This window comes from Paraburkholderia lacunae, from assembly GCF_003353175.1.
GTDB classification, from domain to species: Bacteria; Pseudomonadota; Gammaproteobacteria; order Burkholderiales; family Burkholderiaceae; genus Paraburkholderia; species Paraburkholderia lacunae.
In genome coordinates, this window is sequence record NZ_QHKS01000015.1 from 22255 (window position 1) to 43820 (window position 21566).

Consider the following 21566-nt stretch of genomic DNA (forward strand, 5'->3'; position numbering starts at 1 on the left):
AAGAGAAAAATCACGCATCCCGCAGCGATTGCAATGCCGGCCGCGACAGCACATGCCGCAAGCTGAGCCAGCCGCCGACACCGGCGCAAGCAACCCCGGCAGCGACGCCCGCCGGCAACAGCCACGGATCGAAACTCAGATAAAACTCGAACACGCGGGTCGCCAGCACCCACCCGATCGCCTGTGCGCCGAGCGCCGCCATCAGCCCCGCCAGCGCACCCACCGCGACAAACTCGGCAATCTGCACCGCCCGCACCTGGCGATGCGACGCCCCCAGCGCACGCAGCAGCGCGGATTCTCGCATACGCTCATCGCGGGTGCCGGCCAGCGCCGCATACAGCACGAGCACGCCGGCCGCGAGCGTGAACGCAAACAGGAACTGCACCGCGCCGATCACCTGCTGCATCACGCGCTGCACCTGCGCGACAATCGGCCCGGTGTCGATCGCAGTAAGGTTCGGATACGCGGCAATCAGGCCGTCGATCGTCGCCTGCTGCGAAGGCGGCAAATGAAAACTGGTGATGAACGTCGCCGGGAAATCCTGCAACGCGGCCGGCGGCATCAGCACGAAAAAGTTGACCTTGAACGAACCCCAATCGAGCTTGCGCACACTCGTCACGGGCGCGTCGATCTGCAAACCCGTCACGTCGAAGCGCAGCGTGTCGCCAGGCTTTACGTCGATCAGTTTCGCCAGCCCCTGTTCGATCGAAATCTGCGGCGTTTTCGTTTCGCCGTACCACGTGCCCGCGGAAAGACGATTGTCTTCGGGCAGCGTCGTCGTGTAGGACAGATTGAATTCGCGGTCCACGAGCCGCCTTGCATCGTCGCCTTTGAACGCGTCCGGATTCACCGGCTTGCCGTTGATCGCGAGCAAGCGGCCGCGCACCATCGGCGAGAGCACGGTGCCTGGCAGGCCATGCGCGCCCAGATAGTGCGTGACGGCTTCGCGTTGATCGGGCTGGATGTCGATGATGAATTCATTCGGCGCATCCGGCGGCGTCGATTTGCGCCAGCCGGCTACCAGGTCGTTGTGCGTCATCGCGATCAGCAACAGGCACATCAGGCCGATGCCGAGCGCGGTGATCTCCAGCGCGCTCGCGCTGCTGCGCCGCTCCAGCGACGCCAGCGCATACCGCCAGCCGATCCCCGCATTGACGCGCTCGCTGCGCACGACACGCGAAGCGCCCCACAACGCCAGCCGCGCGATGCACGCGAACACCAGCAAGCCGCCCGCAAAGCCGCCCGCGACAATGCCGCCGAGCTTCAGCTCGCCCGCGGCGACGATCAGCAGCGCAGCGAACAGCACGATGCCGAGAGCGTATGCGGCCCACGCGGTGCGCCCCGCCTCGCCCCATTCGCGCCGCAACACCCGCATCGGCGGCACGCGCGTCAACGGCAGGAGCGGCGGCAACGCAAAGCCGAGCAGCAACACGAGACCCGCCGCGATGCCTTCGAGCACCGGCCATCCGCTCGGGTACGGCAACACGACATCGATCAGACTGCCGAGCCACGTCAGCAGCACCAGATGCCCCACATAGCCGAGCGCCACGCCCGCCGCGCCGCCCATCAAACCGAGGCCGGCAAATTCGAGCGTGAAGAGCGCGCGCAGCGTCGCTTGACTGACGCCGAGGCAGCGCATCGCCGCGCAGCTGTCCAGATGCCGGCGCATATAACGGTGCGCGGCCATCGCGATCGCGACAGCCGCGAGCAATGCCGTGAGCAGCGAGACGAGCGTGAGAAAGTGGCTCGCGCGGTCGAGCGTCTGACGCACTTGCGGCTGGCCGTCCTGCAACGACTCGAGCGCGACGCCGCGCATCTTGCCGCCGTCGACCCTGTCATGCGCGAACTGGGCGAACCGCGCGACCGACTCATCCGCGCCCGCTACCAGCAACCTGTACGTCACGCGGCTGCCGAATGTGATGAGGCCGGTCGATTGGACCTCGTCGGCGCGCACCATCAAACGCGGCGAGAAATTGACGAACGAGAAGCCGCGATCCAGTTCGCGCGTGATCACCGCGCCGATCGTGAAGCTGCGGCTGCCGACCTTGACCTCGCCGCCGACATGCAGCTTCAACGCATCGAGCAGTGCCTGATCGACCCAGACGGTGCCCGGCGGCGGAATCGATTGCGCGGGATGATCCGCCGCACCGGGCGCGGGGGCGATCCGCAACGCGCCGCGCAACGGATAACCCGGCGACACCGCCTTGATCGCGGCAAGGCGCGAGACCGGCTGCGCGCCGGTCGAATTGATCATGCTGGGAAAGATGGTGGTGCTGGCCGTATTCAGACCGAGCGCCCTGGCTTGCTGAGAAAACTGCGGATCGACCGGATGATCGGCGCGCACGATGAAATCGGCAGCGATCATCCGGCGCGCGTCGCGCTCGAGCCCCTGGTGCAGCCGGTCCGCCAGAATCCCGACACTCGACAAAGCCGCGACGGCCAACACCAGCGCCAGCAGCAGCATAGTCAGTTCGCCCGCGCGCCAGTCGCGCGCCGTCATGCGCATAGTCTGGCGCAGCAAATCGGCGCCGCTAAACCGGCGCTTCGATACGACGTGCGCGGTCGAACCTCGTACCGTATCGCTCAATCGTGCCTGCTCCTGGCTAAACGCGACACCATGTGCGTCGCCATCCCGCGAAAACCGCCCTGAACCCCGCGCCAGAGCCGCGGCAACGCCCAACTCGCCAGCATCAGGAAGCCCACCATCAGCACCAGAAACACGAGCGGCACGAACAGCGCAAGCAGCACACCGCCGAACACGAGACCGTCTTCAGCGGTCGAGGTCACGATATTGGACACCGGTTCCGGCGACAGATTGATCAGCGCGCGCGTGCCCGCTTTCGCCAGATGCGCCGTGCCCGCCAGCGTGCCGCCCGCAAGCGCGGCGACCATCAGCAGCGCCGGGTCGGCATGGCCGAGCGCGCCAGCGGCCAGCACGGCGCCGGCCGGAATCCGGATAAAGGTATGGATCGCGTCCCACAACGAATCGAAGGCGGGGATTTTGTCGGCGATGAATTCGGCGACCGTCAGCGCGGCTGCGACGCCGATCACCCACGGCGAAGACAGTGCGGACAGCGTGTCGGGGAGATGGATCAGGCCGAGACGTTCGAATACGCCGGCCAGCAGGACCGTCAGATAGAGGCGCAGCCCGCTGCCCCATGAAAGGCCAGCAGCAAGCGAAAGTGATTCAAGCATGGCCGCCTCCAGGCGCGCTGTGCGTGCGGGGCGCTTCGACGGGCAAGGGAAAGGGAGCCGCCGCACCGAAGTCGTCAGACCCGCGCCAAGCCGGCCGCGCCAAACGGGCCGCGGGCAATTTCAGGATGGATTCCACTTCATTATAGCTACGTTAATTCGCAGAACGCAGAGCGGCAAACAATTGGCGCTCGCTCATAGGGCGCGTGCAGCGCACACGGTCGTCGGCGGCAAGTCGGTCGGCGGCGGTCGGCGGCGGTCGGCGGTTGCCAACGACGGCTCAATGCCCCGACGAGAGCTTCAGGCCGATCAAGCCGACTACGATGAGCAATGCGCTCGCCACCCGCGCGGCCGTCAAGGATTCGCCCATCATCACAATGCCGAAGATGAACGCGCCGACCGCGCCGATCCCCGTCCACACGGCGTACGCGGTGCCGAGCGGCAGCTGGCGCATGGCCACGGCGAGCAGGACGAAACTGCCGAGCGCGGTCGCGACCGTGAACACGGACGGCCAGAGCCGGGTGAAACCTTCGGAGGTTTTGAGACCGGCAGCCCATGCGACTTCGAGCAAACCGGCAATTAGTAGAAGCAACCAGGACACGAGACAACTCCATGGTCAGATGGGGCCGTCCCCGTTCGTAGCGGATGCGTAAGGTCGTCCTTACGATCCGCAATTTTACCAAAATGGTGTACTCGGCCGCTGCGGCGTCCTGTCACAAGGGCTGCAGCAGGGCTGCGGACAGCGTCAAACCGCGCCGACCAGGCGATATCCGACACCCGTCTCGGTGACGATATGTTCCGGCTGCGCCGGATCCCGCTCCAGCTTGCCGCGCAAATGAGCCATATAGATCCGCAGATAGTGATGGCTCTCGACATGCGATGGCCCCCATACATCGCGCAGCAGTTGCCGGTGCGTGAGCACGCGGCCGGCGTGGCGCACCAGCGTCGCGAGCAGCCGATATTCGATCGGGGTCAGATGGACCGCGGCGCCATCGCGGCTCACCTGGCGCAAGGCCAGATCGACGGTGACAGTACCGAAACGCACCTGCGGCGATTCGTTGGCGCCGCCTTGATTGCGCCGCCGCATATGCGCGCGGATCCGCGCCAGCAATTCGGAGACGCCGAACGGCTTGGTCAGATAGTCATCCGCGCCGGCGTCGAGCGCGGCGACTTTCTCGGTTTCCTGGGTGCGCGCCGACAGCACGATCACCGGCAATTCGCTCCAGCCGCGCAGTTCGCGGATCACATCGAGGCCGTCGGTGTCGGGCAAGCCGAGGTCGACGATCACCAGATCGGGCTTGCGCGTCGCGGCTTCGACGAGACCTTGCTTGCCGGTTTCGGCGTCGTGCACCGCGATGCCCTCGCCTTCCAGCGCCGTTCGCACGAAGCGGCGGATCTGCTTTTCGTCTTCGATCAGGACGACGGTAATGCTGGGGTCACTCATGGGTCGGCTTGGAAAGCGGGTGTTGAGGTGAATTGAGTTCGAGCGGCGCCTCGGCAGCGTGCTCCCGTGGTTGCGGCGATTGCGCCGCCGGGGCGTCGGGCTCGCCTTGCGCCGTCGTGCCGCCTGGCGTCGCCGATGCCGATGCCGATGCCGATGCCGGTGCCGGTGCCGGTGCCGGTGCCGAATCATCGGGCAACGCGCCGATGTCCTCGTCTTCCAGCACGTCAGGCGCGGCGGGCGGCGTTTCCACCGGCAGCGTGAACCAGAAGCGCGCGCCTTCGACGCGACCAGCCGCCGTCATCCGATTGAGCGCGCCGATTGTCCCGCCGTGCGCCTCGACGATCGCGCGGCAAATCGCGAGGCCGAGCCCGATGCCCGGCTTGGCCGATTCTTTCTCGCCGCGCGTGAACTTCTCGAACACGCGCGCCTCCATGCCGGCGGGCAGGCCCGGCCCGCCATCGTCGACGGTGATGCGCACGAACTGCTTGCCGCCGTCCAGGATCACTTGCGCGCCGATCGTCAGAGGCGTGTCGGCGGCCGTGTACTTGGCCGCGTTCTCGAACAGATTCGAAAAGAGCCGCTCCATCAGCACGGCATCGAGGTGCAACAGCGGCAAATCCGCGGGCAGCTTCACCTGCACCGGATGATTCGCGAGCACACGCCGGCAGGCACGCAAGGCGGCGCCGACCGTCTCTTCGAGCAGGGTCCATTGCCGGTTCAATTGCAAACTGCCCGCCTGCAGGCGCGCCATGTCGAGCAGATTCGTGACGATGCCGGTCATGCGCAGCGCTTCTTCGTGGATCGCCTCCACCAGATCGTCGCGGGGCTGCGCGTCGGGGTGGGCTTCATGCGACTGCGCGAGCATCGACGAGAAGCCGACGATGGTTGTCAACGGCGTGCGCAAGTCGTGCGAGATCGCCGACAGCAGCGAATTGCGCAAGCGCTCCGACTCCATGTTGACCAGCGCATCGCGTGCGATTTCGACGTAATGCACCCGCTCCAACGCCAGCGCGATCTGCGCGGCGAACGCGTCGAGCATGCGTTGCTGTTCGGGCACGTCGAGCTCGCCTTCGTTGCGCATCACGACCGCGAGCACGCCGCGCGTGCGCATCGGCGCCTTGAGCGGCAAGTACAGCGCGGCGGCGGCGGGCAGCGTATCGGTGCCATGTCCGGCCGGTTTCTGCTGATCGTAGACCCACTGGCCGACGTCGATATCGAGCATCTCGCCTTCGAGCGTAATCGCCGCGTCGGGGTCTTCGATCTTCTGCTTCACCTGGTCGACGCTGTCCGGCAACAGGATCGCGACACGCGCGCCGAACACCTCGCTGACGTGCCGGCTGCCGATGCCGACGATCTGCTCGGTCGCCAGCGCCGCGGCCAGTTCGCGCGCCATCGCGTACATCGCGCCGGTGCGCTGTTCGCGGCGCCGCGCGACGCTCGCCTCGCGGCGCAAGCTCGAAGTCAGATGGCTGATCACGAGCGAGGTCAGCAACATGCCGAAGAAGGTCAACAGATACTGCGTATCGGAGACCGACAGCGACATCCGTGGCGGCACGAAAAAGAAATCGAAGGCGGCGACGCTCAGGAACGACAGCACGACACCCGGTCCGCGGCCTAGCTTCACGGCCGTGAAAATTACGCCGAGCAGGTACAGCATCACGAGGTTCGTCAGATCGATATGGTCGATCAACTGGCTCGACAGCAGCGTGATGCCCGCGCAGATCGCCAGCGCGATACCGTAGGCGTGCGGCGGCGACCGGCGCTCGCGCGCCGCGCTCAATGCCTCGCGCCACGCGTTCGCTGTGGTGTTCAGCAAACGGCGATGCTCGGCGCCACCGCGTTCCGACGACGCGCGGATCAGGGTGAGATCGAGGTCGCCCGCGCGTTCGGCGATGCACTCGCCAAGCGGCCGGCGCAGCCGGCGCCGCAAGCCGGTGCGTGACGACGCCCCCGCGACCAGCTTCGACACGTTGCGCGCCTGCGCGTAGCCGATCAATGCGGCGACCGCATCGGTGCCCGCGAGTGTCGCGGTTTCCGCGCCGAGTTCGGCCGCGAGCTTCAAGGCGTTCAGCGTGCGTTCGCGGCGCGCGTCGGGCAAACGCTGCAGCGCCGGCGTTTCGACATACACGGCGATCCAGTCGGCTTTCAAACTGGCCGCGAGACGCGCCGCGGCCCGCACCAGCATCGGCGCTTCCGGGCCGGGACCGACACACACCAGCAGGCGCTCACGCGCCTGCCAGATGCGCTGGATCGAACGGTCCGCGCGATATTCCCGCATCTGCGCGTCGACGCGATCCGCGGTACGGCGCAGCGCGAGTTCACGCAGCGCAATCAGATTGCCCTTGCGGAAGAAGTTGCGCACCGCGCGCTCGGCCTGCTGCGGCATATACACCTTGCCGTCGCGCATCCGGTCGAGCAGTTCCTCGGCGGGCAGGTCGACCAGCGTAACTTCGTCGGCGCGATCGAACACACGGTCGGGCACCGTCTCCCAGACGCGAATGCCGGTGATCTGGCCGACCACGTCGTTCAGGCTTTCGAGGTGCTGGACATTGACCGTCGTATAGACGTCGATGCCCGCGTCGAGCAGTTCGTAGACGTCCTGCCAGCGTTTCAGATGCCGCGCGCCCTGCACGTTCGAGTGCGCGAGTTCGTCGACCAGAATCAGTTGCGGCTTGCGGGCCAGCGCGGCATCGAGATCGAACTCGCCAAGCTTGCGGCCGCGATACTCGATCTGCATGAGCGGCAGCACGTCGAGACCGTCGAGCAGCCTGGCGGTTTCGCCGCGGCCATGCGTCTCCGCAATGCCGACCACCACGTCCGCGCCTTCATCCAGACGGCGGCGCGCGGCCTGCAACATCGCATAGGTCTTGCCGACCCCGGCGGACGCGCCGAAAAAAATCTTCAGCTTCCCCCGCTGACGTTTCGCTTCGTCGCGTTGCAGCTTGTCGAGCAATTCGTCAGGATCGGGGCGGTTCATGCTCAATGGTTTTCATAGTAAAGCGAGCGCTGTTGCAGGCATGGTGGCACGGTTGCGGACAGGCTGCAAACGACGAACCGCCGCGAACGACGGCTACCTTGCTGGCGGCTAGCTTGCTGGCGACCACCGCGTTGGTGGCTACCACGTTGGTGGCTATCGTGCTGGCGGCTATCGTGCTGGTGGCTACCGTGCTGGTGGCTACCGTGCTGGTGGCTACCGTGCAGGTGGCTACCGTGCAGGTGGCTACCGTGCAGGTGGCTACCGTGCTGGTGGCTACCGCATTGGCGGCCACCGCATTGGCAGGCACCGCGAATGCCAGGCGCAACAAATGGCGAAGGCGGCGTCACATGGACGCCGCCGACCCGAACCCCAGCATTTAACCTTGCTTCATCTCATCCAGCGCCAGATTCAGTTGCAGCACATTCACGCGCGGCTCGCCCAGAATGCCGAACTGGCGGCCACTCGTGTAACGCCCGACCAGCGCCTGCACATCGTTCGGCGCGAGCTTACGCGCTTTCGCCACGCGCTCGATCTGATAGGCGGCGGCCGCCGGGCTGATCTCCGGATCGAGACCGCTGCCTGAGGACGTCACCAGATCGACCGGCACCGGCTTCGACATATCGGTGCCGGCGGCCTTCAACGCGTCGATGCGGCCTTTGACTTCATCGGTCAACGCCGGGTTGGTCGGCCCGAGGTTCGAGCCACCCGAGTTCGTCGGGTTGTACGGCATCGGGCTGGTGGCCGACAGGCGTCCCCAGAAATACTGCGGCGCATCGAACTGCTGGCCGATCAGCTTTGAGCCGACCACCTTGCCGTTCTGCTCGAGCATGCTGCCGTTGGCCTGATCGCGGAAGACCGCCTGGCCGACAGCGCTCATCACCGCGGGATAGGCAAGGCCGGTCACGGCGGTGAGTATCGCGAAGATCACGATCAACGGACGGAACAGATTTTTCATGATTGGCAATTCCTTTTAATGGCATCCCGACGCGCGGCTCTCACACCCAGCCGAACGCGGCCAGCACCATATCGATCAGCTTGATGCCGATGAACGGCACGATGATCCCGCCCAAACCGTAAATCAGCAGATTGCGGCGCAACAGGATCGCGGCGCCGAGCGCGCGATAACGCACGCCTTTGAGCGCGAGCGGAATCAGCAGCACGATGATCAGCGCGTTGAAAATCACCGCCGACATGATCGCCGAGGCCGGCGTGGCCAGATGCATCACGTTCAGCGCGTTCAGTGCCGGATAGGTCGTCGCGAACGCGGCCGGAATGATCGCGAAGTACTTGGCGACGTCGTTGGCGATCGAGAAGGTGGTGAGCGAGCCGCGCGTCATCAGCATCTGCTTGCCGATTTCGACGATCTCGATCAGCTTGGTCGGATTCGAATCGAGGTCGACCATGTTGCCGGCTTCCTTCGCCGCCTGCGTGCCGGTGTTCATGGCCACCGCGACGTCGGCCTGCGCGAGCGCCGGAGCGTCGTTGGTGCCGTCGCCGGTCATCGCCACCAGCCGGCCTTCTGCCTGATGCGCACGAATCGTCGCGAGCTTGGCTTCCGGCGTGGCTTCAGCGAGGAAGTCGTCGACCCCCGCTTCAGCAGCAATCGCCGCGGCCGTCAGACGGTTGTCGCCGGTCACCATCACCGTCTTGATGCCCATCTTGCGCAGTTCGGCGAAGCGCTCCTTGATGCCACCCTTCACCACGTCCTTCAGTTCGATCACACCGAGCACGCGTGCGCCCTGCTCGCTTTTCTCCGCGACCACCAGCGGCGTGCTGCCGCGACGTGCGACTTCGGCGACCGCGTTGCTGACTTCGGCCGGGAAACGCCCGCCGTTGGCTTCGACGTAGTGCTTCACCGCATCGGCCGCACCCTTGCGAATCTCGCGGTTCGGCGCCCCGGAGGAAGTCCCCTTGGGGGACAGGTCGACGCCGCTCATCCGCGTTTGCGCGGTGAAGCCGAGGAATACCGCATGCAGCGACGCCATATCGCGCTGGCGGATATTGAAGCGCTGCTTGGCGAGCACGACGATGCTGCGGCCTTCAGGCGTTTCGTCGGCGAGCGACGACAGCTGCGCGGCGTCGGCGAGCGCTTCTTCGGTCAAACCGGGCGCCGGCACGAAGGTCGACGCCTGGCGATTGCCGAGCGTGATCGTGCCGGTCTTGTCGAGCAACAGCACGTCGACGTCGCCGGCGGCTTCCACCGCGCGGCCCGAGGTGGCGATCACGTTCGCCTGCATCATCCGGCTCATGCCGGCCACCCCGATCGCCGACAGCAACCCGCCGATGGTGGTCGGAATCAGACAGACCAGCAGCGCGACCAGCGCGGTGATCGTCACCACGTGTCCCGCTTTTGCGGCTTCGACGGAGAACATCGAAAACGGCAGCAGCGTGGCGGTAGCCAGCAGCATCACGATCGTCAGCGCGACCAGCAGGATCGTCAGCGCGATTTCGTTCGGCGTTTTCTGACGCTTCGCGCCTTCGACCATCGCGATCATGCGGTCGAGGAACGCCTCGCCGGGATTCGCCGTGACCCGCACGACGATCCAGTCCGACAGCACGCGCGTGCCGCCCGTCACCGACGAAAAATCGCCGCCCGATTCACGGATCACCGGCGCGGATTCACCCGTGATCGCCGATTCGTCGACCGACGCGACGCCGTCGATCACTTCGCCGTCGGCCGGAATCACGTCGCCGGTTTCGATCAGCACGACGTCGCCTTTACGCAGATCGGACGCCGTCAGAATGCGGATCGGCGCCTTCGGATGCGGCTCGTTGAGCTTCTTGGCCATCACGTCTTTTTTCGCGCTGCGCAGCGACGCCGCCTGAGCCTTCGAACGGCCTTCGGCCAGCGCCTCCGCGAAGTTCGCGAACAGCACCGTGAACCACAGCCACAGCGTGACCGCGAGAATGAAGCCCGCGGGCGCCTCGGCCTGGCCGCCGAGCGCGGCGATCCACAGAATGGTCGTCAGAATGCTGCCGACATACACGCAGAACATCACCGGATTGCGGAACTGCGTGCGCGGCGTGAGCTTCTTGAAGGAGTCCACGATCGCCGGGCGCAGCAGCGCCGGGTCGAACATGGACCTGGTTGCATTATGTTCAGTCATTGAATCCTCGAATTTCCCGTTATCGCGTGACTTGCGCCTGTTCACTCGTTGGTTCGCGAGGGCTGCCTCAATGGGCGCCCATCATCATCAGATGTTCGACACCAGGACCGAGCGCGAGCGCGGGCACATAAGTCAGCGCACCGACCAGCAGCACCGTGCCGAGCAACAGCACGACGAACAGCGGGCCATGAGTCGGCAGCGTGCCGCCGGTCACGCCGATGCGTTTCTTCGCGGCGAGGGAACCGGCGATCGCCAGCACCGGGATGATCGTGCCGAAGCGGCCGAACCACATCGCGATGGCCGTGAGCCAGTTGTAGAACGGCGTGCTCACAGTCAGGCCCGCAAACGCGCTGCCGTTGTTGTTAGCGGCCGAACTGAACGCGTAAAGGATTTCGGAGAAGCCGTGCGCGCCAGGGTTGGCGATACCCGCCTTGCCCGCCTCGGTCAGCACTGCGATCGAGGTGCCGACGAGAACCAGCAGGGGCGTGAGCAGTACCACGATCGACACCATCTTCATCTCGTACGCTTCGATCTTCTTGCCGACGTATTCCGGCGTGCGGCCGATCATCAGGCCCGCCACGAACACGGCCAGCAGCGCGAACACGAGCATCCCGTACATACCGGAACCCACGCCGCCGAAGATCACTTCGCCGAGTTGCATCAGCAGCATCGGATAGAGGCCGCCGATCGGCGTCAGCGAGTCGTGCGTGTTGGCCACCGCGCCGCACGAAGCCGCCGTGGTCGCCACCGTAAAGATGCCCGACTGCGCGATACCGAAGCGCGCTTCCTTGCCTTCCGCATTACCGCCCGCCTGCAGCGCATTCGCCGATTGATCGACATGCAACGCGGTAAACGCCGGATTGCCCATCTGCTCCGCGCTGATTTCGCCGAACACGCACACGCCGAACGCGATCGTCATCGCCGCGAGCACCGCGACGCCCTGTTTGCGGTCCGCGATCATGCGGCCGAACGCGAGGGCCAACCCCGCCGGAATGATCAGGATCGCGAAGATCTGCAGGAAGTTCGAGAACGGTGTCGGGTTTTCGAACGGATGCGCCGAGTTGCCGTTGAAGAAACCGCCGCCGTTGGTGCCGAGCATCTTGATCGCTTCCTGCGAGGCGACCGGCCCCATCGCGATGGTCTGCGTCTTCACCGGCGTATCGACCGTCACCGGATTGCCCTTCGCATCCTTCACCGGATTGCCTTGCGCATCGAGCTTCGGTGCGGCGTACGTCGTGGTTTGCAGCGTCGGTACGTCCTGATACGCCTTGAAGTTCTGAATCACGCCCTGGCTCATCAACAGAGCCGCGAGGATGGCCGACATCGGCAGCAACACGTAAAGCGTCACACGCGTGAGGTCGACCCAGAAGTTGCCGATGGTTTGCGCCGTGTGACGCGCGAAGCCGCGAATCAGCGCGATCACCACCACGATGCCGGTGGCCGCGGAAAAGAAGTTCTGGACCGTGAAGCCGAGCATCTGCGTCAGATAGCCGACGGTCTGCTCAGGCGTGTAATCCTGCCAGTTCGTGTTGGTCACGAAGCTGACCGCCGTATTGAACGCGGCGTCGACCGTCATCGGGCCGAACTGTTGCGGGTTGCCCGGCAGCCAGCCCTGCACGCGCAACAGCACGTAAAGGAACAGCGCGCCGAGCGCGTTGAACGCGATCGTGGCGATCGCGTAGTGCTTCCAGCCCATTTCCGCCGACGGATCGACGCCGGCGATGCGATACAACACGCGCTCGATCGGGCCGCCCAAGCGCACCACGCGCGAGCTGCCGTCCATCACGCCGCTCAGGTAGCGGGCCATCGGCACCGCGGCGGCCAGCAACACGACGATGAAAAGCCCCGCTTGCAGGACATTGTTCGAGTTCATTCAATGTCCTCCGCGCGCAGCAGCGCATAAACGAGGTAAGCGAACAGCAGCGCGGTGGCCGCGCCCGATAACCAGAGAATCCAGTTCATGAGCGCGCTCCCCGGCCACGGCGGAACACCATCAGCTTTTCGCAGCCGGCGATCAATGCAAAGGTCAGCGCGAAAAACAGCACCAGCCCCCCGACATACAGCACATCCATTTTTTTCTCCCTACACGGACTTTGGATAGATCGAACGTTATGTCGAAGCGCGTAAAGGCCTGGTCAAAGATGTCGGGACGCGTATAAAAATCGCGTAAACGGAAAAGGCCGCGCCACCGTGAAGTGGAACGGCCTTATGTCTGTGGGCCTTGGGATAGCGGGTGTCGACGCGCGTTGCGTGGCCGGCTGCCCGCTGCCGCGCGCGTCAATGCGGCGCGGCTTTTCGTTTCGGCTGCGCTACCGCGCGCTTACTGCATGACGCTCACGGCAGCAGGATCGTCGAGCCCGTCGTGCGGCGGCCCTCGAGATCGGCGTGCGCCTCGCCGACGTCCGCAAGCGCATAGCGCTGGTTGATGCTCGTTTTCACCTTGCCCGACACCAATACGTCGAACAGTTCGGCAGCCATCGCCTCGTAATCGTGGCGCTTGCTGATATAGGTGAAGAGCGTCGGGCGCGTGAAGAACAGCGAACCGCGCCCGGCAAATTCCGACGAATCGATCGGCGGCAACGGCCCCGACGCGTTGCCGAAGCTCACGAACATGCCGAGCGGCGCGAGGCAATCGAGCGAAGCGGTAAACGTGTCTTTACCGATCGAGTCGTACACCACCGGCACGCCTGCGCCGTTGGTGATCTCGCGCACGCGCTTCGTAAAATTCTCGCGCGTGTAGACGATCGCGTGGTCGCAGCCGTGCGCCTTGGCAATCGCGGCTTTTTCGTCGGAGCTGACCGTGCCGATCACCGTTGCGCCGAGCGCCTTCGCCCACTGGCAAACCAGCAAGCCGACGCCGCCCGCCGCGGCCTGGATCAGGATCGTGTCGCCGGCCTTCACCGGATACGTTCGGCGCAGCAGGTATTGCGCGGTCAGCCCTTGCAGCATGACGGACGCCGCCTGCTCGTCGCTCAACGCGTCCGGCACCTTGATGGCCTGCGCCGCCGACAGCACGCGTTCCTGCGTGTACGCGCCAGGCGGCCGCGCGACGTACGCGACCCGGTCGCCGGCCTTGAGATCGCTCACGCCCGCGCCGACCGCCGTCACCACCCCGGCAGCCTCCATGCCGAGGCCGCCCGGCAGCGGCAGCGGATACAAGCCCGTACGGAAATACACGTCGATGTAGTTCAGCCCAACCGCATTCTGCTTGATGCGGATCTCGCCCGCGCCCGGCTCGCCTACTTCGACATCGACCCATTTCATCACTTCCGGGCCACCCGTTTTATCGAATCGAATCGCTTTGACCATCTTGCCTCCGTGGTTCGTCGTTTTAAGCGTGATCTTCGTCTTGATTCCGATCGTGAAGCAAGCGCGTTCAGACCTGCCGCGTCAGGCGCAAAGCCAGCACGTCGAGAATCATCCGCGCAGTCGAAATATTGGTCGCGCACGGGATGTTGTGCACGTCGCACGCGCGCACCAGCGCGTTGATGTCCGGCTCGTGCGGCTGCGGCGTCATCGGGTCGCGCAGAAAAATCACCATGTCCACGCGCCCTTCGGCGAGCTGCGCGCCGATCTGCAAGTCGCCGCCGTGCGGGCCGGACAACATGCGCTCGACCGTCAGCCCGTGGGTGTCGGCGATCCGCGAGCCGGTCGTACCGGTGGCGATGATGTCGCAGCGCCTGAGCGTGTCGACGTATTCGCCGGCCAGTCTGACGATGTCGTCCTTCTTGTGATCGTGCGCGATCAGCGCAATGCGGGTGGTCATGACGTAAGACTCCTGAACCGTGGTGAGTGTCGTTGTTGTAGTGATGAAAGCAGGCGGGTCAGAACGTGCCCGGGTAAGCGCCGCCGTCGATCAGCCAGTTCTGCCCGGTGATGTAGCCGGCATGCACGCTGCACAGGAAGGCGCAGGCGCGGCCGAATTCGTCGCGATTGCCGAAACGGCCGGCTGGAATCGACTTCATGCGCCGCTGGCGCGCTTCTTCGATGGAGATGTTTTGCGCCTTGGCCTGAGCCTCGAAGGTAGTCGCGATGCGGTCGGTGTCGAACAGGCCCGGCAGCAGGTTGTTGATCGTCACGCCGGTCGGCGCCACGCTGCGCGCGAGTCCCGCGACAAAGCCGGTCAGCCCCGAGCGCGCGCCGTTCGACAGGCCCAGCACGTCGATCGGCGCCTTCACCGCCGAACTCGTGATGTTGACGATGCGCCCGTAGCCGCGTGCGCTCATCCCGTCGATGGTCGCGCGCATCAGCTCGATCGGCGCCAGCATGTTGCTTTCGAGCGCGCGGATCCAGTCTTCGTGCGTGAAGTTGCGGAAGTCGCCCGGCGGCGGGCCGCCTGCGTTGTTGACCAGAATGTCCGGTTGCGGACAGGCGGCGAGCGCCGCCGCCCGACCCTCGGGCGTGGTGATGTCGCACGCCACCGCCTTCACTTCCACGCCGCTTTGCTTGCGGATCTCGGCGGCGGTCGCCTCCAGGGTCTCCGCGGTGCGCGCGACGATCGTCAGGTTGACGCCCTCGGCGGCGAGCGCTTCCGCGCAGCCGCGCCCGAGACCCTTGCTGGCCGCGCAAACCAGTGCGGTGCGTCCGGCGATTCCCATGTCCATGTGTGTGTCCTCTTGTCGAAGTCTTGAGCGCTTGTTGCAAGTTTCCCCCCGATTCTAGAAGAATCGGTGCCGGACTGTGCCGCTCGGCTGCAATCTCCGGTATCTTCCGGCGACACTCTTTCGGTAAACTTGCAGGCGTGGCGCGCCCGCCGGCCGGATTTCCGGCCGGCGAGGGCCGCCGAACCGATCTCCGAAACCCGATCTCTCTTGCCGCCGCTTGCGCGCCCCCGCCATGACTCAGGACAGTCGCTTTCCCAATCTCTTCATCCTCGATCACCCGCTGATCCAGCACAAGCTGTCGCACATGCGCGACCGCGACACCTCCACCCGCACGTTCCGCGAACTGCTGCGCGAAATCACGCTGCTGATGGGCTACGAAATCACCCGCAACCTGCCGATGACCACGCGCCGCATCACCACGCCGCTCGTCGAGATCGACGCGCCGGTGATCGCCGGCAAGAAACTGGCGATCGTGCCGGTGCTGCGCGCCGGGATCGGCATGTCGGACGGGCTGCTGGAACTGGTGCCGTCGGCGCGCGTCGGCCACATTGGCGTGTATCGCGCGGAGGATCATCGCCCGGTCGAATACCTGGTGCGCCTGCCGGATCTGGAAGACCGCGTGTTCATTCTGTGCGATCCGATGGTGGCGACCGGCCACTCGGCCGTGCACGCGGTGGACGTGCTCAAGCGCCGCAACGTGGCCGGCGAGCATATTCTGTTCCTCGCGCTGGTGGCCGCCCCGGAAGGGGTGGAGGTGTTCCAGAACGCGCATCCGGACGTCAAGCTGTATGTGGCGTCGCTCGATTCGCATCTGAACGAGCACGCGTACATCGTGCCGGGTCTCGGCGACGCCGGCGACCGCCTGTTCGGCACGAAAAACTGAAAGCGGCTTGAAAAGAACGCGAGCGGCGGGCGGAAAACGCCGCCGCCGCGCACTTTCCGGCATGGCGCCCCTCTGCCGCGCCCCCGCGGCATGATAAAATTCGAATCCGCTCAAGGAGCGGCTCAACTTGCACAACTGCCTGGCGCATCGCGCCTTTCGCGGAGCCCGCCGGGACCGGCGCGGCGTTTTCAGTCCGCTGGCCGTACCGCTCTGTCCCAACAGCGCTCCAACTTCGGTCCCGCCAGCCGGGCGTGACGGGCATACCCGGGATATACCCGAGACATACCCGGGATATAACCCGGACATGCCTGGGACATAACGAGGCGGCCGTAACGGACATACCCGGGCATCACGAGGCCAGGCATGACCAGGCGTTGAGCAAGCTGAAACCGTCTGACATCGAGGCGCGCAAAACGCAGGCGCCCGACATCGCAACGACAATTGCACTATGCGTGCGCCCCGCTGGCGCGCGCGATGGAGAAAGGTATGGCGGGTCATTCGAAATGGGCCAACATCAAGCATAAGAAAGCAGCGGCCGACGCCAAGCGCGGCAAGGTCTGGACGCGGCTCATCAAGGAAATTCAGGTCGCGGCGCGCATGGGCGGCGGCGACATCGACTCGAATCCGCGTCTGCGGCTCGCCGTCGAAAAGGCGTACGACGCCAACATGCCGAAAGATAACGTCAACCGTGCGATCCAGCGCGGCGTAGGCGGCGTCGACGGTGCAAACTACGAAGAAATCCGCTACGAGGGCTACGGCATCGGCGGCGCGGCGGTGATCGTCGACACGATGACCGACAACCGCACGCGTACGGTGGCGGAAGTGCGTCACGCGTTCTCGAAGAACGGCGGCAACATGGGTACGGACGGCTCGGTGTCGTTCATGTTCGATCACGTCGGCCAGTTCCTGTTCGCGCCCGGCACGCCGGAAGACAAGCTGATGGAAGCCGCGCTGGAAGCCGGTGCTGACGACGTCGTCACGAACGAAGACGGCAGTATCGAAGTGCTGTGCCCGCCGAACGATTTCCCGAAGGTGAAGACTGCGCTCGAAGCCGCGGGCTTCAAGGCCGAAGTGGCCGAGGTGACGATGAAACCTCAGACGGAAGTCGAATTTACCGGCGACGACGCGGTGAAAATGCAGAAGCTGCTCGACGCGCTGGAGAATCTGGACGACGTGCAGGAAGTCTATACAAACGCCGCGATCGCCGACGAATGAGCGTGCCCCGGCGGCGCACGGGTTTGCATCGACCCGCTGCCCAAGCCGCCGGCCGGCCCTCGCGTTGCTGCTGAGCGGGCGTTTGCAGCGTTTTCCGTATCGTTGCCGCACCGTTTTCACACGGGTTCGCAATGTGGCTTGCGCCACCGCCAGGCCTTTCGCGCTGTGCGAACCTTGCTGCTATTGCACGGCTGAGCGCGCTGCGTCAGCCGTTTATGGTTTTTAAGTCTCGGGGATTCACATGAAGTTACTCGTCGTCGGTTCCGGCGGTCGCGAACATGCGCTCGCATGGAAGCTCGCGCAATCGCCACGGGTCCAGCTCGTCTATGTTGCTCCCGGCAACGGCGGCACTGCCCAGGACGAGCGTCTGCGCAATATCGACATCAGCGAGCCGGCCGCGCTCGCCGATTTTGTCGAGAAAGAACAGATCGCCTTCACGCTGGTCGGGCCGGAAGGGCCGCTCGCCGCGGGTATCGTCAACCTGTTCCGCTCGCGTGGTCTGAAGATTTTCGGACCGAGCAAGGAAGCCGCACAGCTCGAAAGCTCGAAGGATTTCGCCAAGGCATTCATGAAGCGCCACGCGATCCCGACCGCCGAATACGAAACCTTCGCCGACGTCGCCGCGGCGCACGCGTATCTCGACGCCAAGGGCGCACCGATCGTCATCAAGGCCGACGGCCTCGCCGCCGGCAAGGGCGTGGTGGTCGCGCAAACGCTGGAAGAAGCGCATGCCGCGGTCGACATGATGCTGTCGGACAACAAGCTCGGCGATGCGGGCGCGCGCGTCGTGATCGAGGAATTCCTCGCCGGCGAAGAAGCGAGCTTCATCGTGATGGTGGACGGCAAGCATGTGCTGCCGCTCGCGTCGAGCCAGGATCACAAGCGTCTGCTCGACGGCGACCTGGGCCCGAACACCGGAGGCATGGGCGCTTATTCGCCCGCGCCGATCGTCACGCCGCAACTGCATGCCCGCGTGATGCGCGAAATCATCCTGCCGACCGTGCGCGGCATGGAGAAGGAAGGCATCCGCTTCACCGGTTTCCTGTATGCGGGTCTGATGATCGACGCGCAAGGCAACCCGAAAACGCTCGAATTCAACTGCCGGATGGGCGACCCGGAAACGCAGCCGATCATGGCGCGTCTGAAGGGCGATTTCTCGAAGGTGGTCGAGCAGGCGATCGCCGGCACGCTCGATACGGTCGAACTGGAATGGGACCGCCGTACCGCGCTCGGCGTGGTGCTGGCCGCCCACAACTATCCGGAGACACCGCGCAAGGGCGACCGCATCAGCGACATCCCGGCCGAAGCGGCGGATTCGGTCACGTTCCATGCCGGCACCACGCTCGCCGGCGGCAAGCTGAGCACCTCGGGTGGCCGCGTATTGTGCGTGGTCGGTCTGGCGGATTCGGTGCGCAGCGCGCAGTCGGTCGCGTACGAGACGATCAATCAGATCTCGTTCGACGGCATGCAGTATCGCCGCGACATCGGCTACCGTGCGCTGAACCGCAAGCACGACGCCAAGATCGAAGGTAAGCACTAAGCCACGACCCTGCTCGCCCGTAAGGTGGCGCCATCGGCGCTACACTGCGGGTTTTCAGCGGCTGTTCCGGAGTCCGCCGCATGATGCGGGCGCCCATCAGGTACTGCTCCGGCTACCGCCAAACGGGTTCCAGGCGACACCCAGACGCGACGGCGAGGCGCGAGGGCCGGACGAACAACCGTACAAACAACCGCGCCGACAACCGTACCGCCGCGCTTTCGCCGGACTATCCGAACAAAGCCGGCCGCCCTTCACGAAGAACCCGCGGCGCGACAAGCGTGCCGCACTCAGCATCTGCATTCATGACCGAATCGAGCTATGACGCACAGGCCGTGCGTAGCTGGCTACAAGGCCTGCAAACGCATATCGCGGACACGCTCGGCGCGTTCGACGGTACGCCGTTCGCCACTGACGCATGGCAGCGCGCCCCCGGCGAGAAGCTGCGCGGCGGCGGCTGCACGCGGATTCTCGAAGGCGGCAAGTTCTTCGAGCGCGCCGGCATCGGTTTCTCGGACGTCGCCGGCGACACCTTGCCCGGCTCGGCGAGCGCGGCGCGTCCGCAACTGGCTGGCCGCGGCTTCGAAGCAATGGGCGTCTCGCTCGTGCTGCACCCGCACAATCCGCACTGCCCGACCGTGCATATGAACGTGCGCCTGCTGATCGCGACCAAGGCGGGCGAAGACCCGGTCTTCTGGTTCGGCGGCGGCATGGATCTGACGCCGTACTACGGCTACGAAGAAGACGCGCGATATTTCCATCGGGTCTGCCGCGACGCGTTGCAGCCTTACGGCGCGGACCTCTATCCGAGTTTCAAGCGCTGGTGCGACGAGTATTTCTTCCTCAAGCACCGGAACGAACCGCGCGGCATCGGCGGGATTTTCTTCGACGATTTCTCCGCGCCGGGCTTCGATCAATCGTTCGCGATGCTGAAAAGCGTCGGCGATGCGTTCCTCAAAGCGTATATGCCGATCATCGAAAAGCGCCGCAACATTCCGTACAGCCAGGCCGAGCGCGATTTCCAGGCCTACCGGCGCGGCCGCTACGTCGAGTTCAATCTGGTCTTCGACCGTGGCACACTGTTCGGGCTGCAGAGCGGCGGACGCACCGAATCGATTCTGATGTCGATGCCGCCTGTGGCGAACTGGCGCTACAACTGGCAACCCGAACCGGGCACGCCGGAAGCGCGTCTTTACAGCGATTTTCTCGTGCCGCGCGAGTGGGTGTGAGGCTCGCGCCCGCACCGCACCCGGCATCGTCACGACAAAGGATTTTCACCTGAAGCCGAACGCTCATCCCGTCGCCCTGCCCCGCCGGATCGGACTGCTCGGCGGCACTTTCGATCCGATCCACGACGGCCATCTCGCGCTGGCGCGCCGTTTCGCCGACGTGCTGCAACTGACCGAACTGGTGCTGCTGCCGGCCGGCCAGCCGTGGCAGAAATCGGACGTGTCGGCGGCCGTGCATCGCCTCGCCATGACGCGCGCGGCGGCAAGCGAACTCGTGCTGCCGGGCGTCACAGTACGCGTCGCGACCGACGAGATCGATCACGACGGCCCCACTTACACCATCGACACGCTGCAACGCTGGCGTGAACGCGAAGGTCAGGAGGCATCGATTGCGCTGCTGATCGGCGCGGATCAGCTGGTGCATCTCGACACCTGGCACGACTGGCGGCGTCTGTTCGACTTCGCGCATATCTGCGCGGCCACTCGTCCCGGTTTCGACCTCGCGTCGATTCCGCCGGCGGTCGCGCAAGAAATCGACGCGCGCCGCGCCCGCGCCGAGGTGCTGCAAGCCACGTCGTGCGGCCACTTGCTGATCGATACGACGCTTGCGTTCAACGTCTCGGCCACCGACATTCGCGCGTATCTGCGCGAACAGGTAGCGCAGCGGCTCGCCCAGCATACGGGCGGCGAACGGCGCGGCAAACAGCAGGGCGAGCAGCAGGACCAGAACCAGGCCCGCGCCGCGAGCCATGTCCCCGCTGCGGTGTGGGACTATATTCTTCAACATCATCTGTACCACCGGTAACCCCATGGATATTCGCAAACTGCAACGCGTGATCGTCGACGCTCTCGAAGACGTGAAGGCGCAAGACATCAAGGTGTTCAACACCAGCCACCTGACCGCTCTGTTCGATCGCGTGATCGTCGCGAGCGGCACCTCGAACCGCCAGACCAAAGCGCTCGCCTCCAGCGTGCGCGAGAACGTCAAGGAAGCCGGCGGCGACATCGTCAGCACCGAAGGCGAGGACATCGGCGAATGGGTGCTGGTCGATTGCGGCGACGCGATCGTGCACATCCTGCAACCGGCACTGCGCCAGTACTACAACCTCGAAGAAATCTGGGGCGAGAAGCCGGTGCGCCTCAAGCTGTCGACGCCGAACCCGTTCGGCGGCGCGAGCGCAAGCGAGCCGCTTGACGACGAGGAAGAAGACGAAGCGCCGGCTGCGAAGCCCGCCCGCAAGTCGCCGGCACGCCGCCGCTAAGCGCTTTGGCTCGCCCATCGCCTGATTTGCGACTGTCTTTGCGACTGTCTTTGCGACTGTCTTTGCGACTGTCTTTGCGACTGTCTTTGCGATCGTCTCTGCGATCGAATCCGCGT

At 65.1% G+C, this 21566-nt stretch carries 20 protein-coding genes; 7 read left to right on the top strand and 13 right to left on the bottom strand.

From position 1 onward, the window contains the following. Positions 1-10: 10 nt before the first annotated feature. The 5 genes from DLM46_RS22520 to DLM46_RS22540 all read right to left on the bottom strand — a co-directional run bounded on the left by DLM46_RS22520 (position 11) and on the right by DLM46_RS22540 (position 7613). Positions 11-2587 (bottom strand): ABC transporter permease, encoded by a 2577-nt coding sequence (locus tag DLM46_RS22520; RefSeq protein ID WP_115103992.1) that lies wholly within the window; start codon positions 2585-2587, stop codon positions 11-13. Further along, on the bottom strand, positions 2584-3195 hold the full coding sequence (locus tag DLM46_RS22525; protein ID WP_115103993.1) for a DUF4126 domain-containing protein: 612 nt from the start codon (positions 3193-3195) through the stop codon (positions 2584-2586). The genes DLM46_RS22520 and DLM46_RS22525 overlap by 4 nt, the downstream gene beginning before the upstream one ends. A gap of 277 nt (positions 3196-3472) precedes the next feature. Continuing rightward, positions 3473-3793, bottom strand: a complete 321-nt coding sequence (sugE, locus tag DLM46_RS22530; protein ID WP_115103994.1) for a quaternary ammonium compound efflux SMR transporter SugE — start codon at positions 3791-3793, stop codon at positions 3473-3475. 144 nt (positions 3794-3937) lie between these two features. Next, the gene (gene kdpE / locus DLM46_RS22535; protein ID WP_115103995.1) at positions 3938-4636 is read right to left on the bottom strand and encodes a two-component system response regulator KdpE; all 699 of its coding nucleotides are present in this window, start codon (positions 4634-4636) and stop codon (positions 3938-3940) included. Further along, positions 4629-7613 (bottom strand): DUF4118 domain-containing protein, encoded by a 2985-nt coding sequence (locus DLM46_RS22540; protein ID WP_244306330.1) that lies wholly within the window; start codon positions 7611-7613, stop codon positions 4629-4631. Before DLM46_RS22540 ends, kdpE begins: the two co-directional genes overlap by 8 nt. A gap of 5 nt (positions 7614-7618) precedes the next feature. Here DLM46_RS22540 and DLM46_RS22545 point away from each other — a divergent pair, with 5 nt between their 5' ends. Next, positions 7619-7993, top strand: a complete 375-nt coding sequence (locus DLM46_RS22545; protein WP_115103996.1) for a hypothetical protein — start codon at positions 7619-7621, stop codon at positions 7991-7993. Here DLM46_RS22545 and kdpC read toward each other — a convergent pair. The 8 genes from kdpC to DLM46_RS22585 form a co-directional block, all read right to left on the bottom strand. Then, positions 7990-8568, bottom strand: coding sequence for a potassium-transporting ATPase subunit KdpC (kdpC, locus tag DLM46_RS22550; protein WP_115103997.1), 579 nt, complete (start codon positions 8566-8568; stop codon positions 7990-7992). The genes DLM46_RS22545 and kdpC overlap by 4 nt on opposite strands. A gap of 40 nt (positions 8569-8608) precedes the next feature. Then, on the bottom strand, positions 8609-10720 hold the full coding sequence (gene kdpB / locus DLM46_RS22555) for a potassium-transporting ATPase subunit KdpB (protein WP_115103998.1): 2112 nt from the start codon (positions 10718-10720) through the stop codon (positions 8609-8611). Positions 10721-10787: 67 nt separating this feature from the next. Continuing rightward, positions 10788-12593 carry a potassium-transporting ATPase subunit KdpA gene (gene kdpA, locus DLM46_RS22560; RefSeq protein ID WP_115103999.1) on the bottom strand — a complete coding sequence of 602 codons (1806 nt, stop codon included), beginning with the start codon at positions 12591-12593 and terminating at the stop codon, positions 10788-10790. Beyond that, positions 12590-12682, bottom strand: coding sequence for a K(+)-transporting ATPase subunit F (gene kdpF / locus DLM46_RS22565; RefSeq protein ID WP_007583461.1), 93 nt, complete (start codon positions 12680-12682; stop codon positions 12590-12592). The genes kdpA and kdpF overlap by 4 nt, the downstream gene beginning before the upstream one ends. Then, entirely contained in the window at positions 12679-12792 is a 114-nt protein-coding gene (locus DLM46_RS22570) for a potassium ABC transporter ATPase (RefSeq protein WP_115104000.1), read from the bottom strand. The genes kdpF and DLM46_RS22570 overlap by 4 nt, the downstream gene beginning before the upstream one ends. A gap of 262 nt (positions 12793-13054) precedes the next feature. Beyond that, positions 13055-14029, bottom strand: coding sequence for a quinone oxidoreductase family protein (locus tag DLM46_RS22575; protein ID WP_115104001.1), 975 nt, complete (start codon positions 14027-14029; stop codon positions 13055-13057). Positions 14030-14096: 67 nt separating this feature from the next. Then, the gene (locus DLM46_RS22580) at positions 14097-14486 is read right to left on the bottom strand and encodes a methylglyoxal synthase (protein WP_115104002.1); all 390 of its coding nucleotides are present in this window, start codon (positions 14484-14486) and stop codon (positions 14097-14099) included. A gap of 58 nt (positions 14487-14544) precedes the next feature. Continuing rightward, a complete protein-coding gene (locus DLM46_RS22585; RefSeq protein ID WP_115104003.1) occupies positions 14545-15324 on the bottom strand; it encodes an SDR family oxidoreductase in 780 nt (259 codons plus the stop codon). Between the two features lie 232 nt (positions 15325-15556). Between DLM46_RS22585 and upp the strand changes: the two genes are divergently transcribed. The 6 genes from upp (at position 15557) to rsfS (ending at position 21450) form a co-directional block, all read left to right on the top strand. After that, positions 15557-16207, top strand: coding sequence for a uracil phosphoribosyltransferase (upp, locus tag DLM46_RS22590; RefSeq protein ID WP_115104004.1), 651 nt, complete (start codon positions 15557-15559; stop codon positions 16205-16207). Between the two features lie 486 nt (positions 16208-16693). Next, positions 16694-17422, top strand: coding sequence for a YebC/PmpR family DNA-binding transcriptional regulator (locus DLM46_RS22595; RefSeq protein WP_027776629.1), 729 nt, complete (start codon positions 16694-16696; stop codon positions 17420-17422). Between the two features lie 241 nt (positions 17423-17663). Beyond that, complete coding sequence (gene purD / locus DLM46_RS22600; protein ID WP_115104005.1) at positions 17664-18962, top strand: phosphoribosylamine--glycine ligase; 1299 nt, start codon at positions 17664-17666, stop codon at positions 18960-18962. A gap of 302 nt (positions 18963-19264) precedes the next feature. After that, positions 19265-20188 (top strand): oxygen-dependent coproporphyrinogen oxidase, encoded by a 924-nt coding sequence (gene hemF, locus DLM46_RS22605; RefSeq protein WP_115104006.1) that lies wholly within the window; start codon positions 19265-19267, stop codon positions 20186-20188. A 49-nt stretch (positions 20189-20237) separates the two neighbouring features. Further along, the gene (locus tag DLM46_RS22610; protein WP_115104007.1) at positions 20238-20993 is read left to right on the top strand and encodes a nicotinate-nucleotide adenylyltransferase; all 756 of its coding nucleotides are present in this window, start codon (positions 20238-20240) and stop codon (positions 20991-20993) included. A gap of 4 nt (positions 20994-20997) precedes the next feature. Continuing rightward, positions 20998-21450, top strand: a complete 453-nt coding sequence (gene rsfS / locus DLM46_RS22615; RefSeq protein ID WP_115104008.1) for a ribosome silencing factor — start codon at positions 20998-21000, stop codon at positions 21448-21450. Positions 21451-21566 lie beyond the last annotated feature (116 nt).